At 66.7% G+C, this 15,881-nt stretch carries 14 protein-coding genes and 1 pseudogene; 7 read left to right on the forward strand and 8 right to left on the reverse strand.

Features of this window, described 5'->3' with window-relative positions:
- Positions 1-43: 43 nt before the first annotated feature.
- The 3 genes from QE394_RS09010 to QE394_RS09020 form a co-directional block, all read right to left on the reverse strand.
- A complete protein-coding gene (locus QE394_RS09010) occupies positions 44-895 on the reverse strand; it encodes a pyruvate, water dikinase regulatory protein (protein ID WP_261618807.1) in 852 nt (283 codons plus the stop codon).
- Positions 896-3,298 carry a phosphoenolpyruvate synthase gene (ppsA, locus tag QE394_RS09015; protein WP_349034339.1) on the reverse strand — a complete coding sequence of 801 codons (2,403 nt, stop codon included), beginning with the start codon at positions 3,296-3,298 and terminating at the stop codon, positions 896-898.
- 157 nt (positions 3,299-3,455) lie between these two features.
- Positions 3,456-3,848, reverse strand: a complete 393-nt coding sequence (locus QE394_RS09020) for a YgjV family protein (protein ID WP_056077274.1) — start codon at positions 3,846-3,848, stop codon at positions 3,456-3,458.
- Positions 3,849-4,066: 218 nt separating this feature from the next.
- Here QE394_RS09020 and QE394_RS09025 point away from each other — a divergent pair, with 218 nt between their 5' ends.
- The 3 genes and pseudogenes from QE394_RS09025 (at position 4,067) to QE394_RS09035 (ending at position 7,397) form a co-directional block, all read left to right on the forward strand.
- Complete coding sequence (locus QE394_RS09025) at positions 4,067-4,513, forward strand: helix-turn-helix transcriptional regulator (protein ID WP_349034340.1); 447 nt, start codon at positions 4,067-4,069, stop codon at positions 4,511-4,513.
- The gene (locus QE394_RS09030; protein WP_012630848.1) at positions 4,510-4,929 is read left to right on the forward strand and encodes a VOC family protein; all 420 of its coding nucleotides are present in this window, start codon (positions 4,510-4,512) and stop codon (positions 4,927-4,929) included. The genes QE394_RS09025 and QE394_RS09030 overlap by 4 nt, the downstream gene beginning before the upstream one ends.
- A 76-nt stretch (positions 4,930-5,005) precedes the next feature.
- Positions 5,006-7,397 (forward strand): annotated as a pseudogene (locus QE394_RS09035) (excinuclease ABC subunit UvrA).
- 97 nt (positions 7,398-7,494) lie between these two features.
- Here QE394_RS09035 and QE394_RS09040 read toward each other — a convergent pair.
- Entirely contained in the window at positions 7,495-8,460 is a 966-nt protein-coding gene (locus QE394_RS09040; RefSeq protein ID WP_268160143.1) for an alpha/beta hydrolase, read from the reverse strand.
- A 60-nt stretch (positions 8,461-8,520) separates the two neighbouring features.
- Here QE394_RS09040 and QE394_RS09045 point away from each other — a divergent pair, with 60 nt between their 5' ends.
- The 4 genes from QE394_RS09045 to QE394_RS09060 all read left to right on the forward strand — a co-directional run bounded on the left by QE394_RS09045 (position 8,521) and on the right by QE394_RS09060 (position 11,248).
- The gene (locus QE394_RS09045) at positions 8,521-9,093 is read left to right on the forward strand and encodes an MOSC domain-containing protein (RefSeq protein ID WP_261618801.1); all 573 of its coding nucleotides are present in this window, start codon (positions 8,521-8,523) and stop codon (positions 9,091-9,093) included.
- A 243-nt stretch (positions 9,094-9,336) separates the two neighbouring features.
- Positions 9,337-9,741 carry a hypothetical protein gene (locus QE394_RS09050; RefSeq protein WP_268160145.1) on the forward strand — a complete coding sequence of 135 codons (405 nt, stop codon included), beginning with the start codon at positions 9,337-9,339 and terminating at the stop codon, positions 9,739-9,741.
- A 159-nt stretch (positions 9,742-9,900) separates the two neighbouring features.
- Complete coding sequence (locus tag QE394_RS09055; protein WP_349034341.1) at positions 9,901-10,884, forward strand: hypothetical protein; 984 nt, start codon at positions 9,901-9,903, stop codon at positions 10,882-10,884.
- A gap of 142 nt (positions 10,885-11,026) precedes the next feature.
- Positions 11,027-11,248, forward strand: coding sequence for a hypothetical protein (locus QE394_RS09060; protein WP_349034342.1), 222 nt, complete (start codon positions 11,027-11,029; stop codon positions 11,246-11,248).
- A 233-nt stretch (positions 11,249-11,481) separates the two neighbouring features.
- Here QE394_RS09060 and QE394_RS09065 read toward each other — a convergent pair whose 3' ends face one another.
- The 4 genes from QE394_RS09065 to QE394_RS09080 all read right to left on the reverse strand — a co-directional run bounded on the left by QE394_RS09065 (position 11,482) and on the right by QE394_RS09080 (position 15,852).
- On the reverse strand, positions 11,482-12,657 hold the full coding sequence (locus QE394_RS09065; RefSeq protein WP_349034343.1) for an MFS transporter: 1,176 nt from the start codon (positions 12,655-12,657) through the stop codon (positions 11,482-11,484).
- Positions 12,654-13,319 carry a GntR family transcriptional regulator gene (locus tag QE394_RS09070; RefSeq protein WP_056077309.1) on the reverse strand — a complete coding sequence of 222 codons (666 nt, stop codon included), beginning with the start codon at positions 13,317-13,319 and terminating at the stop codon, positions 12,654-12,656. Before QE394_RS09070 ends, QE394_RS09065 begins: the two co-directional genes overlap by 4 nt.
- A 170-nt stretch (positions 13,320-13,489) precedes the next feature.
- Positions 13,490-14,860, reverse strand: coding sequence for an MFS transporter (locus QE394_RS09075; RefSeq protein WP_349034344.1), 1,371 nt, complete (start codon positions 14,858-14,860; stop codon positions 13,490-13,492).
- A 101-nt stretch (positions 14,861-14,961) separates the two neighbouring features.
- Positions 14,962-15,852, reverse strand: coding sequence for a LysR family transcriptional regulator (locus QE394_RS09080; RefSeq protein ID WP_349034345.1), 891 nt, complete (start codon positions 15,850-15,852; stop codon positions 14,962-14,964).
- Positions 15,853-15,881 lie beyond the last annotated feature (29 nt).

Consider the following 15,881-nt stretch of genomic DNA (forward strand, 5'->3'; position numbering starts at 1 on the left):
ATTCCCATGGCTTATTGAGGCGCGAATATGGACGATCGTGCACTCAGTGGTGCAATTCCATCCGCTGCAGGACGGTGGCGGAAATTTCCTCCACGGACATCGAGGCGGAGTTCACGAACGGAATCGAATTCACCCGGTACATGTCCTCGGCGTTGCGCAGCTCGAACGAGCACTGGTTCAGCGAGGCGTAGTTGCTGCCGGGGCGGCGCTCCTGGCGGATCTGGCTCAGCCGGACCGGCAGGGACGTCAGCCCGAAGCACTTCCGCGCGAACGGCAGCAGGGGTTTGGGCAGCGACAGGCTGGCGAAGTCCTCCTCCACCAGCGGGAAGTTGGCCGCGAGGATGCCGTGCTGCAGCGCAAGGTACATGGTGGTGGGGGTCTTGCCGCAGCGCGAAGGGGCGATGAGGATCAGCTCGGCGCGTTCCAGCGCACGGAGCGACTGCCCGTCGTCGTGCTCTATGGCGTACTCGACGGCGGCCATGCGCGACTGGTAGCGGACGGCGTCGCCCACGCCGTGGGCCTGGCCGGGCTGGCCGCTGGCGGAGGCGTGCAGGGCCTGCTCCAGCTGGCCGAGATGCGTCCCGATCAGGTCGAAGAAATGCCCGTGGCTGCGGGCAAGGACGGCGCGGACGTCAAGGCTCACCGTGGTGGAAAAGACGAGGGGCCGGGGGCCGGCGGCGGCCATCTGGTCGATGACTGCCACCACCTCCTGCGCCTGCTCCACCGTGGTGATGAACGGGACGGTGCGGCGTTCCAGGTGCTGGGCGGGAAACTGCGTGAGCAGGGTGTTGCCCAGCGTCTCGGCGGTGATACCGGTGCTGTCCGAAAGGAAGAACACCGTGGGGGCGGACGTGCTGCCCGCCCCCACGACGTCCCGCCATGGGGCGTCAGGCACTTAGACCGCTGTGTGGTTGCTGGTGCGGGCCAGGCGCAGCCAGGTTTCGGTCACGGCGTCCGGGTTCAGCGAAATGGAGCTGATGCCCTGGGCCAGCAGCCACTCGGCGAAGTCGGGGTGGTCGCTGGGACCCTGGCCGCAGATGCCCACGTACCGGCCTTTGGCGCGGCAGGCGGAGATGGCCATCTCCAGGAGCTTGGTGACCGCCGGGTTCCGCTCATCGAAGCCTTCGGCCACGAGGGCCGAATCACGGTCCAGGCCCAGGGTGAGCTGGGTCAGGTCGTTGGAGCCGATGGAGAATCCGTCAAAGTACTCCAGGAACTCGTCGGCGAGCAGGGCGTTGGCCGGGAGCTCGCACATCATCACGATTTCCAGGCCGTTCTCGCCCCGGGTCAGCCCGTTGGCGGAGAGCAGTTCGGTCACGCCGCGGGCCTCGGCCAGGGTGCGCACGAACGGGACCATGATCTTGATGTTGGTCAGGCACATCTCGTTGCGGACGAACTTCAGGGCTTCGCATTCCAGCTCGAAGGCCTGCCGGAACGAGTCCGAAAGGTACCGGGACGCGCCGCGGTAGCCGATCATCGGGTTTTCCTCGGACGGCTCGAACGCGGGGCCGCCCAGCAGGTTGGCGTACTCGTTGGACTTGAAGTCCGAGAGCCGGATGATCACCGGTTCCGGAGCGAAGGCCGCGGCGATCGTGGAGATGCCTTCGGCCAGGCGCCGCACGTAGTAGTCCCGCGGGCCGTCGTAGGCTGCGGTCTTCTCGCGGATCTGCCGGACGGTGAAGTCCGAGAGCGACGCCGGGCGTTCGATTTCCCCGGCCACGGCCAGCAGGGCGTTGGGGTGGATGCCGATCTGCCGGTTGATGATGAACTCCAGGCGGGCCAGGCCAACACCGTGGTTGGGCAGCTTGGAGAAGCTGAAGGCCTGCTCCGGGGTGCCCACGTTCATCATGATCTTGACCGGGGCCTCCGGCATGGTGTCCAGGCTGGTTTCCTGCAGGGTGTAGTCCAGCAGCCCCTCATAGACGAAGCCTGCCTCGCCTTCGGCGCAGGACACGGTGACCGGGGTTCCGTCCTTGAGGACCTGGGATGCCTTGCCGGTACCCACGACGGCGGGGATGCCCAGTTCGCGGGCGATGATGGCCGCGTGGCAGGTGCGTCCGCCGCGGTCGGTGACGATGGCGGCGGCCTTCTTCATGATCGGTTCCCAGTCCGGGTCCGTCATGTTCGCCACCAGGACGTCGCCGGCCTGGAAGGAGGCCATCTGGTCGATGGAGGTCAGCACCCGCACCTGGCCGGCGCCGATGCGCTGGCCGATGGCGCGGCCCTCCGCCAGGACGGCGGAACGCTCGCTGAGGGTGTAGCGGGAGATGGTGCCGGAGGCCTTGCGGGACTCCACGGTCTCGGGGCGGGCCTGCAGGATGTAAAGTTCACCGTCCACGCCGTCCTTGCCCCATTCGATGTCCATGGGGCGGCCGTAGTGCGCCTCGATGGCCAGGGCGTGGCGGGCCAGTTCCTGGACCTCGTCATCGGTCAGGCTGAAACGGCGGCGCAGGTCCGTAGGCACGGGCACGAAGTCCACGGTCCGGCCCACTTCGTCGGAGTCGGTGTAGATCATCTGGACGGCTTTTTCGCCGAGGCCGCGCTTGAGGACGGCGGGCCGTCCGGCTGCCAGGGCAGGCTTGTGGACGTAGAACTCGTCCGGGTTCACGGCGCCCTGGACCACGGCTTCGCCGAGGCCGTAGGACGAGGTGATGAACACGGCGTCGTTGAAGCCCGATTCGGTGTCCATCGTGAACATCACGCCGGAAGCGCCGACGTCGGAACGGACCATCCGCTGGATGCCCGCCGAGAGCGCCACCTCGGAGTGGGTGAAGCCGTGGTGCACGCGGTAGGCGATGGCCCGGTCGTTGTAGAGCGAGGCGAAGACGTCCTTGATGGCGAGCAGGACGTTATCCACGCCGCGGATGTTCAGGAAGGTCTCCTGCTGGCCCGCGAACGAGGCGTCGGGCAGGTCCTCTGCCGTGGCGCTGGAGCGGACCGCCCAGGACACGTCAGCGCCGTGGCTGCCGGTGAGGCGCTCATAGGCGGAGCGGATCTGCTCTTCGAAACCGTCAGGGTACGGGGTTTCGCGGATCAGGTCCCGGATCTGCTTCCCGGCCACCGTCAAAGCGGCCACGTCGCCGCTGTCCAGGTCTTCGAGGATGCTTTCAATCCGGGCGTCGAGGCCCGTCCCGGCAAGGAATCTTCTGTAGGCGTCGGCTGTGGTGGCGAAACCGTCCGGTACTTTTACCCCTGCCGAGGCAAGGTTCCGGACCATTTCTCCGAGCGAGGCGTTCTTGCCGCCGACCTGGTCGAGGTCGGACAGGCCGAGGTCTGAAAACCAGAGAACGTCAGTCATAGGTGGTGTCCCTCCATTGGGCACGCGCTGACAAGCGCTGAGAAAAAGATGTGATGCAAGGTTTGTCAGGAGTGCGCCAAAGAAGCAAACGGATGTGATCCATGCAACACCTGGGCGACGTAATGAAGTGTCACCCAGGGGTTCGGGCCATAGGCTTTTAGGCCGCGAGCCGCGCGTCCGCCGCCGTGGGAACGGAACCCACCACGGGCAGCGCCTCGGTAAGAGCCTCCACTGCCTCGACGATGGCCATCTGGCCGGTCGAATCGGGAACTCCCGGATACTGCACGTGCGCCTCAACCGACTGGGCCGGAGCCTCCACCTCCCGCATCCGGACCAGCGCAACTGCCGAGATCAGGAACCAGGCCACGTTGGTGACCACGGACGGCCACGCCCCGTGCAGGGTGCCGTTGATGATGAAGGCCACGGAGCCGAAAAGGTTCGCCGTCTGGAAGCCCTTACCCGCCTTCAGCCAGCCCATGGAAACAGCGAGGTAAGCACTGAGAATCGCAACTGCGCCTGCCCAGCCGGCGAGTTCCCACAGCAGTTCCATGACGTCCTTTCGAGGTTCCCCGCGCAGAATCCAGGCAGGGCTTATGAGGGGTAAAACGGGGGTTGGTTTTGCCGGCTGCTGGATTCCTCAAGCCCTGTTCGGGCGAGGACCTCATGCTGGCCGGCGGGATAATCATACCCCGCACCGGAGGTCCAATTTGCCACCGCAGCGGGTGCCCGGCTATGGACATCATCCGTGCCGCGTAGCACCATCTGAGAGTGACCTCCACGCCCGCCGATCCGTACCTCCGCGAACTCGCCCGGCTGCGGCGCGTCAAGGACCGGATGGACCGGGAATACGCCCAGCCGCTGGATGTCGAATCGCTCGCCAGGGACGTCCACATGTCCGCCGGCCACTTCAGCCGCCGCTTCAAGCTCGCCTACGGGGAGTCGCCCTACAGCTACCTCATGACCCGGCGCATCGAACGCGCCATGGCGCTGCTCCGCAAAGGCGACCTCAGCGTCACCGAGGTGTGTTTCGCCGTCGGCTGCTCCTCACTGGGCACCTTCAGCACCCGCTTCAGCGAACTGGTGGGGATGCCGCCCAGCGTCTATAAACAGGAAGCGGAACACCCCACGGCGGGCATCCCTGCGTGCATGGAAAAACAGGTCACCAGACCGGTCAGGAATCGAGAAGCGCCCGCCGGGGAGGCGTTACTAGCATGACTGGCATGGACATCAACATTTCCTCAACCTTCCTTCCCGCCACCGATCCCGACGCCTCACTGGCCTTCTACCGCGATGCGCTCGGCTTCGAGATCCGCAACGACGTGGGCCGCGGCACCATGCGCTGGATCACCGTAGGCCCCGCCGGCCAAAAGGACGTCTCCATCGTCCTGCACCCGCCGGCCGTGGACCCCGGCATCACCGAGGACGAACGCCGCACCATCGCCGAAATGATGGCCAAGGGCACCTACGCCACCATCGTCCTCTCCTCCCCCGATGTGGACGCCGCGTTCGCCAAGGTGGAGGCCAGCGGGGCCGACGTCGTCCAGGAACCCATCGACCAGCCCTACGGCATCCGGGACTGCGCCTTCCGCGACCCCGCCGGAAACACCGTCCGCATCAACCAGCAGCCGTAGGCTGATACCAACGACGCCGGAGGGAGGCTGCCCGGTGCAGCCTCCCTTCAGCGCCGCCCAACGAGATGGAGGCTCGATGAGCACGGATACCGGCACCGACAACCGGGCGGCAGCGGCGCACATCGCCGACAGCCACGACACGATCAGCGTGCAGGGCGCACGGGAGAACAACCTCAAGGACGTCAGCCTGGACCTGCCCAAGCGCCGGCTGACGGTGTTCACCGGGGTGTCCGGTTCCGGCAAGAGCTCGCTGGTGTTCGCCACCATCGCCGCCGAATCCCAGCGCATGATCAACGAAACCTACAGCGCGTTCGTCCAGGGCTTCATGCCCAGCCTGGCCCGCCCGGACGTGGACCGGCTCGAGGGGCTGACCACAGCCATCATCGTGGACCAGGAGCGGATGGGCGCCAACCCGCGATCCACCGTGGGCACAGCCACCGACGCCAACGCCATGCTGCGGATCCTGTTCAGCCGCCTGGGCCAGCCCTACGTGGGGCCGCCCACCGCGTTCTCCTTCAACGTGCCCACCCGCAAGGCCAGCGGCGTAATGAGCACCGAGAAAGGCGGCCGGGTGGAAAAGAGCATCGTCCAGCAGGCCACCTACCTGGGCGGCATGTGCCCCGCGCTGCGAAGGCATGGGCAACGTCAGCGACATCGACCGGACCGCGCTCTACGATGATTCCAAGACCCTTGCCGAAGGCGCCCTGACCGTGCCGGGCTACTCGATGGACGGCTGGTATGGCCGGCTCTTCGAGGGCATGGGCCTGCCGATGGACAAGCCGATCGCCAAGTTCACCGCCAAGCAGCTGGACACCATGCTGTTCGCGGAGCCCACCAAGATCAAGGTGGAAGGCGTGAACCTCACGTTCGAGGGCATCATCCCAAAGATCCAGAAGTCCATGCTGTCCAAGGACGTAGAGGCCATGCAGCCGCACGTGCGCCGCTTCGTGGAACGCGCGGTCACGTTCGCCGTCTGCCCCGAGTGCAAAGGCACGCGGCTCACGCCGGAGGCCTTGGCATCGAAGATCAAGGGCAAGAGCATCGCGGACCTGTGCACCATGCAGATCAGCGACCTCGCCGGATGGGTGCGGGACCTGGACGAGCCCTCCGTCCGGCCGCTGCTCACCGGGCTCCGGGACCTGCTGGACTCCTTCACGGAAATCGGCCTGGGCTACCTTTCCCTGGACCGGCCGGCCGGCACGCTCTCCGGCGGCGAGGCGCAGCGCACCAAGATGATTCGCCACCTGGGCTCCTCGCTCACCGACATCACCTACGTCTTCGACGAGCCCACCATCGGCCTGCACCCGCATGACATCGAGCGGATGAACAACCTCCTGCTGCAGCTGCGGGACAAGGGCAACACCGTCCTGGTGGTGGAGCACAAACCGGAGACCATTGCCATAGCGGACCACGTCGTCGACCTCGGCCCACTGGCCGGCACCGGCGGTGGCGAGATTGTCTTCGAGGGCGACGTCGAGGGGCTGCGTTCCAGCGATACCGTCACCGGCCGGCACATCGGCTACCGCGCCCGGCTCAAGGAATCCGTCCGCAAGGCCGCCGGGGCGCTGGAGATACGCGGTGCCGCCGCGAACAACCTGCGCGACGTGGACGTTGATGTCCCCCTGGGCGTGCTGTGCGTGGTGACGGGCGTGGCCGGGTCCGGCAAGAGTTCGCTCATCCACGGCTCCCTGGCCAAGCGGGAGGGCGTGATCGTCATCGACCAGGGCGCCATCAAGGGCTCACGGCGCAGCAACCCCGCCACCTACACCGGCCTCCTTGAGCCGGTGCGCAAGGCGTTCGCCAAGGCCAACGGCGTCAAGCCTGCACTCTTCAGCGCCAACTCCGAAGGCGCCTGCCCCACCTGCAACGGCGCCGGCGTGATCTTCACCGAGCTCGGCGTCATGGCCACCGTGGAATCCACCTGCGAGGACTGCGAGGGCCGCCGCTTCCAGGCCGCCGTGCTGGAATACACGCTGGGCGGCAGCAGCATCGCCGACGTGTTCGACATGTCCGTGGACGCCGCGCTGCAGTACTTCGCCGAAGGTGAAGCCAAGACCCAGGCCGCGCACAAGGTCCTGGAACGGCTCGCGGACGTGGGCCTGGGCTACATCACCCTCGGCCAGCCGCTCACCACCCTGTCCGGCGGCGAGCGCCAGCGGCTCAAACTGGCCACGCAGATGGCCGAGAAGGGTGACGTCTACATCCTGGATGAGCCCACCACCGGCCTGCACCTCGCCGACGTCGAACAGCTCCTGGGCCTGCTGGACCGGCTGGTGAAGTCCGGCAAGTCGGTGATCGTCATCGAACACCACCAGGCGGTCATGGCGCACGCCGACTGGATCATCGACATCGGGCCCGGGGCAGGGCACGACGGCGGGTCGATCGTCTTTGAGGGCACGCCAGCCGATCTCGTGGCGGCGAAGTCGACGCTGACCGGGCAGCACCTGGCAACGTACGTGGGCGCCTAGAGCTGGCCGCCGGTGGTTGAGCATGGGCCCACGGCCGCAGGATCCCTGGCCGAGCTTGCGAGGTTAGGGAGCGGTTGGGGAGCGAAACCTACTTCCGCTAGAGCTGCCCCAGGAAGTCGACTGTGGCGGCGGCGATCTGTTCTTGCGCGACCTCACGGCTGATGCCGGGGTCGCCGTCGCCGGGCTGCGCGCCGTAGTCGCCGAAGAAGGCGTGCACGCCGCCCTGGACGGCGGCGAACTCGGCGTCGGCGGGCAGCAGCTCCAGGGAGGCATCGATCTTCGCCGGGGTGCTAAGGCCGTCCTTGGTCCCGGACACGGACAGGACCTGCAGCCCTGACCGGCCGCGGAGCGAGTCCAGCGGGTAGGAGGCGTAGAGGACCAGGCCTTTGACGTCGGTGTTGTCCTGGGCAAATGAGGACGCGGCCACCCCACCGAGTGAGTGGCCGCCCACTGCCCAGGTGGTGATGTCCGGGTTGTCCGCCATCGCGCTGCGGGCCTGGTTGACATCCAGCAGGCTGAGACCCAGCGGCTCCTTCAGGATTACCACACGAACCCCTGCGCCGACGGCCGGGGCCAGGATGTCCTGGTAGGCACGCGCATCAACGCGGGCGCCCGGGTAGAACACCAGTCCCTTGGTGGGTGCCCGGCCGCCGTCGGGCGTCATGGTGATGGTGGTGGTCGTTTCGGTGACGATGAGATCGGATTTGGGCCCGGCCTCCGCGGCCGCGCCGGGCTGGTAGGCGAACGGATTGAGCCACGCCAGCGCGGCCACGAGTCCCAGTACGGCGGTCCGCCCCGCCCACGCACCGATGGCCCTCGGCAGCCGGCGGGGACGGGGTCTGTCCCGGCGGTGCCAGAGCAGGACAGCCCAGGCCACCCCGACGACGGCGGCCGCGATCAGCAGGCCCGGCAGCAGCGGGTGCCCGCCCAGGACAGCCGGATTCGCCACCAGCATCCAGGCCGGAACCGCGATGAGGGCGGCAGCGCACACCGCCGAGATCCAGAAGATCACAGTCCGGCCCCTGGCGGGGGCAGCTGTTGCCGCAGGGAAAGAGGAGTCCATGGTTCCTGATCATTCCACCGGCGGCCTGTTTTCGCGGCAGGGCTGGCCTACGCTGGCCGTATGGCCGAAAAATTCCGGTACGACGTCGAGATCCTGCACCTGCTGGTGTCCCCCGCGCACGCCTACTTCGGCCGGGCGCGGGACGGAGCCGCTGACGTGCCCACTGCTGATGCCGAGGTTGCCGAGGTGGTGGCCGGCAAGGGCATCGTGGGTGACAGGTTCTTTGGGAAGGCCGCGCACATGGACGCCGCGGTGACCCTGTTCGCCGTCGAATCGCTGGAGGCCATCGCGGCCGAGCTGGGAGCCGGCCCCTTCAATCCCCTGCTGACGCGCCGGAACGTGATCCTCCGCGGGGTGCAGCTGCCGCCTCTGCTGGGGCAGGACTTCACGCTGGAATCGGGTGGGTCCCGGGTGGATTTCCACGGCGGCCGGCACGCGCAGCCCTGTGCGTGGATGAATGAGGTGCTGGCCCGCGGGGCGCATCCGGCCATGCGGGGACGCGGCGGCATCCGCTGCCGCGCGCTTTCGGACGGACTGCTGCACCGGGGCCCGGCGGTGCTGGTAAGTCCGGTGCCGCTGGACCCGGCCCGAGCCGGGGAAGCAAGCCTGCTGCGGCCCTCGCGGCTGCCGTAATCCCCGCCTAGTAGCCGATCCCCATTTGACTTGCATTGTTTTGTTAAGGGTTTTAGGTTGAACCGGACCTGAGCCCATGACGCCGGGGACAAATATGGTTCGGGTAAAGCCCGATGAATTTGGGGGATTAATTCATGAAGTCTAGAAATATGGTGACAGCTGATCTGGGTTTGATGCTGGTCTGCGGGTTGCACCGCCGCGTGGCAGCGTTCTGGGCCTGATATGAACCGAGATGAAACAACGATGTCGACCAAATCAAAGTACTGGCTAACCCTTAGCGGCCTCCTGGCCGCGGTGGTCATAACCGTGGGGCTGGCGCCGGTCCCGCTGGTTTTTGTCCTCGGCGGAGCACTCGTAATCGGCTTCTTTGCCGCGGGAGTGCTCTATGGCCAATTCCAAAAGGACGCCGTCCGGAGCGGTGCCCTGGCCGCGCCCTTTCCACTGCTCTTAGCAATAGTTGCGTTCAACGTTGCACTCCTGCTTCGAGGCAGCGAACTGTCGCTCTTTCTGGTCCCAGTCCTGGCAGCTGCCCTGTTTGCCATCTGCTATCTGTGGTCCATCAAACATGGACCCTACGCCCCGCCGCGTTCTTCCGGGCCGGGCCTCACAGCCTTCGCTTCCCATCACCGCACGCCGGACGGTGGCTGATCTTTAGCACATCCCCTCCCGCATCCAACAGTGATTACAAATTCGTAGAGTCATTAACTGATTGAAGAATCTTATTTACAAGTTTGTCATACCGAGATAGGTTCTCTCCAGCGAACCACCCAACAGGTCCGCTTCACTTCGAACCTACCGAGGACAGCTATGACATCAACCAGGACTCTGGCCACAAGCCTCATGAGCCTCACCACCGCAGCACTGTTCGCCCTCTGCTCTGCCGGGCAGGCGACGGCAGCCCCCGCATCGCCGGACACCAAGGACGTTGCAGGTGTCAGCAGCGCGGCCGTCACCGACACCACCGGAGCCGACTACTGGACGCCGGAACGCATGCGTTCAGCCGTCCCGGCGGACGTCCTCGCGAAGAAGGCCGTGGACCGGCAGAAGGCCAACCCGGCAGTCCTCCCGGAGCAGGCAAAGGGCCCGGAAACCAAGATCCAGGGCTCCACACCCCAGATCCAGACGAAGGCCAACGCCAGCGAAACTCCGGTATCCCACATCGGCAAGGTGTTCTTCACCCTCGGCGGCACGAACTACGTCTGCTCAGCCAACTCGGTGGTGTCCACCAACCGCAACACCGTATCCACCGCCGGCCACTGCCTCAACGAAGGCCCCGGAGCCTTCGCCACCAAGTTCACGTTCGTTCCCGCCTACCTGAACGGCGCCGCACCCTACGGAAAGTGGACCGCCAAGGCGCTCTACGCCCCCACCCAGTGGAGTTCCTCGGGCAGCATGCAGTACGACACGGGCTTTGCCGTGATGAGCCAGCTCAACGGCCGCAACCTGGCCGACGTCGTTGGGGCCTCCGGCGTGAGCTTCAACGCCGCCCGCGGCCTGGCCTACAAGGCCTTCGGCTACCCGGCAGCCTCACCGTTCAATGGCGAATCACTGAAGAGCTGCTCCGGCACAGCCACCAACGATCCCTACAGCCCCGAGTTCAACACCCAGGGAATCCCCTGCAACATGACCGGCGGTTCCTCAGGCGGACCGTGGTTCATCGGCACCAGCTCCAGCGGCTACCAGAACTCCGTCAACAGCTACGGCTACGGCACCAACTCCACCAAGATGTACGGCCCGTACTGGGGTTCAGTGATCCAGCAGGCGTACAACTCCGCATCCTCAGCCTCCTAAGGGAAAGCGGCGGGTCCCGGCTCTTCCGGGACCCGCCGCTGTGCACTACCGTAGCGACCACGGGCGGGGTTTTCCCGGCCTGGATCCGGCAGCAGCGTGGGCCGGGTAGTCACCGCATGGTTTGTTCAAGCAAAGGATGACAATGGCCGTTTCAATTGAGCTTGGCAAGAAACTCGATAGAGATTTCGAAAACCTTTCCCTCGAGGAAATCCTGGATGCCCCGCCGTCGGCCCTTGCCGGCCTGACAGAGAAGCACGCCGAACTCCTTGCCGGCATGGGCATCAAGACAATCCGTGACCTGGGCAGCAACAAGTACTTTGCAGTGGCCGGCGTCCTGGTGGCGCTGTCCAACCACACCGGCTAGTCCGGGCTGCACGCCGCATAGTGCACCGAAAGGTCCGGCCGGTGGTCACCCCCGGCCGGACCTTTTTTGTGCCGACTTCCGGGAACGGACGACGGCGTCACGCACGGCACGATTTCGGGCCGCCTCAGGTGGGGAAGCCCCGAAAACCCGGGGATCCGCCGTCGTCCGCCACCCAAAAGCGTGCCCGGCGTGACAGTCGCTGTCGTGGCGGTGCCCCGCGACGGACCCGCAGGTCAGTCCAGCTTGACCCCGCGGAGCAGCACCATCGTTCCGCCCACCACCACGGCGGACACGAGGAACACGCCTGCAGCCCCGAGGCCTGCCGCGGCGACGCCGATGGCGCTCGGCAATATCACCTGCCCCACGCGGTTCCCGGCGAGGCGGAGGGCGAGTGCCCGCCCGCGCTGACCCGCCGGCGCCTGCGCCGACAGCCACGACATGGTAAGCGGCTGGCCGATGCCAAGGCCCAGCCCGAGTACAGCCATCACCACAAACAGCAGCCAGGCCGGCATGGGAATGGCCGCTGCAGCCAAGGCGGCAGTGGACAAAGCGAGGCTGGTGACCAGCAGCCGCATGCGCCCGATCTTCCGTGAGACCCGCCCCAGCAGGAGCCTGGACACCATGGAGGACACGGCGCGGACCGTGAGCATCGCACCGACGGTGGCCGCGGTGAGGCCGCGGTCTGTTCCCAGCGCGGGAAGGTAGACCATGGTCAGGTCCACCACGGCGAGGACGGTGGCGCTGGTGGCCAGCGCACGGGCGACGCCGGGGGTTTTGAGGAGTGAGACGGCGCTGCCCTTGGCTGCACTTTCGTCGCCGGCTTTCTTCCGGCCGCCGCTGACCTCGGCCGAGACGACGAAGGTGGTTCCGAAAAGCACCGCGCTCATGCACACGGCGAGCAGGAAGATCATCTGGGTGTCCGGCTGGACCGAGTTGCCGCCCACCAGGGAAATCGCCAGCGGCCCCAGGGCCTGGCCCAGCGAGGCAGCGAACGTCAGGTATCCAAAGGCGGAATCCATCCGGCTTGCGGCGGCGTTGTTGGCCACCACCGCCTGCTGTCCCACCACGCAGGCCAGCTGCCCGGCGCCCAGGAAGGCGGTTCCAATGACCAGGGTGGTGATGGATGAGCCCCAGAACAGCAGGAACGCGGAGCAGGCGAGCACGACGCCGGACCCGATCGCCATGAGCCGGCGCTCACCCAGGCGGTCCACCAGGCCGCCCGTGGGAACGGCGAGGAGCAGGGGGAAGACGGCGTAGCTGGCCGCCAGGAGTCCAAGGGCGAAGCCTGGAACGTCCAGCTCCAGCGCCCGGTAGGTGGCGGCCGGCCGCACCAGGAACGTAACGGCCTGGATCAGTGCCGAGTGCAGGAGCAGGGCGGTGGCCGAGCGGCGGCCGAGTTCTCCGATCATGAGCCGGCGCCGTTCTTACCGGAGAGGGCCCTGACGGCGGCGTCGCGTGCGCCCATCACATGCTCGAAGGCCACTTTGGCCGCCCGCTCCGGATCACCGGCGGCGATCGCCTCAACCAGTGCCCGGTGCTGCGCCAGCGCCTGGTCCCGCCGCCTTTGGGTGCTGTTGGTGTAATGCCGGTACCGCTCCATCTGGCTGGCGACCTGCTCGTGGAACCGCCCGGCCCAGGAATTGCCGGCGATCAGGGCGATCCGGGCATGCAGGGCCATGCCCTGCTGCATGGCGTCGTCGGCAAACTCCACCAGCGCGGCGTTCCGCGCCAGGATCCCGTGGAGTTCGCCGAGGTCCGCGGGTGTTGCTTTCAGGCAGGCATTCCGCGCCATGAGGGACTCCACGGCCGCCCGGACCTCGTAGAGCTCCGAGATTTCGGCCTCGTCCAGCACCGGGACCACCACGCCCCCGGTGGGTTGCTGCTCCAGGAGGTTCTCCGAAATCAGCCGCCTGATGGCTTCCCGCAGCGGCGTCCTGCTCACCTGCAGGGCGGTGGCCATTGCCGGTTCGTAGATACGCTCACCCGGTTTCAGGTCAAGGCTGAGGATGCGCCGCTTCAGCTCGGCGTAGACAACGTGGGCGCCCGTGTTCCGGGCTGGAATAGCTGGCATGGGTGGAACCTCCAACCATCAGCGTACTTGTATACAACTATGCAGGCGTGCTTTTGTGGGCGACACCACGCGGGTGACCGTGCATGCGGAGCGGCAACACGAAAAAAGGAAGGGACAGCACGTGCTGTCCCCTCCTCGTGGCCGTGCTGGCGCGCCGGCAGTCAGGCCGCTTAGGCCTTGTGGGCCTCCAGATCCTCCAGCGATTTGCCCTTGGTGTCCGAGGACATCAGGGTAGCCACGGTGGCCACCAGGCAGATGACGAAGGTGGTCAACCCGATGGTCAACGGCACGTTGGCGGTGCCCGGAGGGGCGATGGCCGTGAAGATGCTGGGGAAGAAGGACGCGATCATCAGGCCGATGTTCTGCGAGACGGCAAAACCGGTGACGCGGATCCGCATGGGAAACTGCTCCTGGAAGAACGTCGCAAAGGTGGCGTTCCACATCTGGAAGAAGATGCCCTGCACAATCACCACGGAGACGAACACCAGCGGCAGGCTGCCCTGTTCGATCGCCCACAGGTAGCCGCCCACCATCACGCCGCCCAGCAGTCCGCCGCCTGCCATCAGCGTGCGCCGGCCGATCCGGTCGGACAGCGCGCCGAAGAGCGGAATGGTGACAACTGCGGCGATGTTGGCCACCAGCGTGACCCATAGGAACTCACTGCTGGAGAAGCCGTTGCCGTAGCCCTTCTGGGTGGCGTAGGAGACGCCGAAGATCAGGGTGGCCATGCCGATGACATTCGCGAAGGTCATCAGGATGCACCGGACCATGGCGCCGGGGCGGGTGCGCAGGAGCTCCACCAGCGGGAAGCGCTGCTTCTGCGCGGCCTCACCGGATTTCGCAGCGTAGGCGGGCGGTTCCTGGACCCGGCGGCGGATGAAGTAGCCGGCAAGGATCACCACGGCACTCAGCAGGAACGGGATGCGCCAGCCCCAGGACGCGAACTGGTCCGCCGGGAGTGCCGCGGACAGCGGGAGCAGGACGGCGGTGGCCAGGATGGAGCCCACCTGGGTGCCCTGCAGGCTGAAGCTGGCGAAGAAGCCGCGCCTGGCATCCGGCGAGTGCTCCACGATCATCGCACTGGCACCGCCCAGTTCACCGGCCACGGCGAAGCCCTGGATCAGGCGGAGGACCACCAGCAGTGCCGGAGCCAGGAGGCCCACCTGGCCGTAGGTGGGGAGAAGGCCGACGGCGAAGGTTGCGAAACCCATGAGCAGCATCGCGAAGACCAGCACGCTCTTGCGGCCCTTCCGGTCGCCGTAGGCACCAAGGACCACGGCACCGATGGGCCGGGACACGTACCCCACCGCGTAGGTGGCCAGCGAGGCGATGATGCCGACGGTGGGGTTTTCCGACGGGAAGAAGATGGTGGGGAAAACCAGGGTGGCGGCCAGCGAGTACAGCGCGAAGTCGTAGTACTCCAGGGCGCTTCCGATCCAGCCGCTCATCGCGGCCTTCCTGGGATCCCGCGGACCGGCTCCTGCTGCCCCGCCGTTACGGACGGCACCGGGATTGACGGCGCTGCTGTGGGTAGTGCTCATGTGCTTGTCCTTCGACTCCATTGGCAAAGAACCGGGAAACCGGTGCTTTGAATCGATTCACAATCTTAGGACGTGACCCTCGTTACGTCAATGGGCAAGCGCTATCCCGCCACGTAGGCTTCGCGCGCCAGGCGGATGAAATCAGCTACCGCGGGAGAGGGATCATCCCGCCAGGAGGCCAGGAAAACCTCAATCCGAGGAGCGTCCCGGACCGGCCGGTAGGCGATGCCCGGGCGGGGATTCTGTGCGGCTGTTGCCTCGGACGACATCCCCAGCGCCTTTCCCGTGGAAATCAGGGTCAGCCACTCGTCCACGCCCTGGACCAGCCGGAATCCGGCGGGGCGGGAGCCCTCCGGCCAGAGCTCTTCGCTGGTGGTTCCGGTGCGGCGGTCGACGGCGATGGTCCGGCCCGCGAAGTCGGCCATCCGCAGGAAACGCCTGCGGGAGAGGGGATCGCCGCTGGCCACCGCGGCGAACCGCGCTTCGGTTCCGATCGGCGTCGCGGCGAACCGCGCTTCGGTTCCGATCGGCGTCGAGGTGAACCGGGCGTCGGCAGCGGAGCGGCGCAGGACGGCGATATCGGCGGAACCGTCGGCGAGGCCGCCGGACGGGGCATTGGACTGGACCCACACCAGGGATACCTCCGGATGGATCTCCTCCCACCGGCGCTGCAGCGCAATGGTGCGGCGGCCCAGTGCGGACCAGGCGTAGCTCACCCGCAGTTCGCTGCCGTGGTCCCGGGCCTCCCGCTCCAGCAGGGCCAGTTCGTCGAGGACACTGCGGGCGTGGGCGATGATCCGCTCGCCCACCGGCGTCGGGGTGAAGCTGCGGGTGGTCCGCTGCAGGATGCGGAGCCCCAGGGCCTGTTCCAGCGCCGCAATGGAACGTGAGACCGCAGCCTGCGAGGTTCCCAGTTCGATGGCGGCGTCCGTGAAAGTTTCGGCGTCCACGACGGCGACCAGAGCGCGGAGATAGCGCAGCTCAACATTCATACGCTCATCGTATAGAAGGCCCGGCGCAT

Origin of the sequence: Pseudarthrobacter sp. SORGH_AS 212 (assembly GCF_030818145.1) — a bacterium.
Taxonomy (GTDB): domain Bacteria; phylum Actinomycetota; class Actinomycetes; order Actinomycetales; family Micrococcaceae; genus Arthrobacter.

Excerpts from the sequence above, each read along its gene's own strand:
- ppsA (WP_349034339.1), bottom strand. The coding sequence starts at position 3,298 with ATGACTGACGTTCTCTGGTTTTCAGACCTCGGCCTGTCCGACCTCGAC.
- QE394_RS09020 (WP_056077274.1), bottom strand. The coding sequence starts at position 3,848 with ATGGAACTGCTGTGGGAACTCGCCGGCTGGGCAGGCGCAGTTGCGATT.
- QE394_RS09030 (WP_012630848.1), top strand. The coding sequence starts at position 4,510 with ATGACTGGCATGGACATCAACATTTCCTCAACCTTCCTTCCCGCCACC.
- QE394_RS09040 (WP_268160143.1), bottom strand. The coding sequence starts at position 8,460 with ATGGACTCCTCTTTCCCTGCGGCAACAGCTGCCCCCGCCAGGGGCCGG.
- QE394_RS09045 (WP_261618801.1), top strand. The coding sequence starts at position 8,521 with ATGGCCGAAAAATTCCGGTACGACGTCGAGATCCTGCACCTGCTGGTG.
- QE394_RS09050 (WP_268160145.1), top strand. The coding sequence starts at position 9,337 with ATGTCGACCAAATCAAAGTACTGGCTAACCCTTAGCGGCCTCCTGGCC.
- QE394_RS09055 (WP_349034341.1), top strand. The coding sequence starts at position 9,901 with ATGACATCAACCAGGACTCTGGCCACAAGCCTCATGAGCCTCACCACC.
- QE394_RS09060 (WP_349034342.1), top strand. The coding sequence starts at position 11,027 with ATGGCCGTTTCAATTGAGCTTGGCAAGAAACTCGATAGAGATTTCGAA.
- QE394_RS09065 (WP_349034343.1), bottom strand. The coding sequence starts at position 12,657 with ATGATCGGAGAACTCGGCCGCCGCTCGGCCACCGCCCTGCTCCTGCAC.
- QE394_RS09070 (WP_056077309.1), bottom strand. The coding sequence starts at position 13,319 with ATGCCAGCTATTCCAGCCCGGAACACGGGCGCCCACGTTGTCTACGCC.
- QE394_RS09075 (WP_349034344.1), bottom strand. The coding sequence starts at position 14,860 with ATGAGCACTACCCACAGCAGCGCCGTCAATCCCGGTGCCGTCCGTAAC.
- QE394_RS09080 (WP_349034345.1), bottom strand. The coding sequence starts at position 15,852 with ATGAATGTTGAGCTGCGCTATCTCCGCGCTCTGGTCGCCGTCGTGGAC.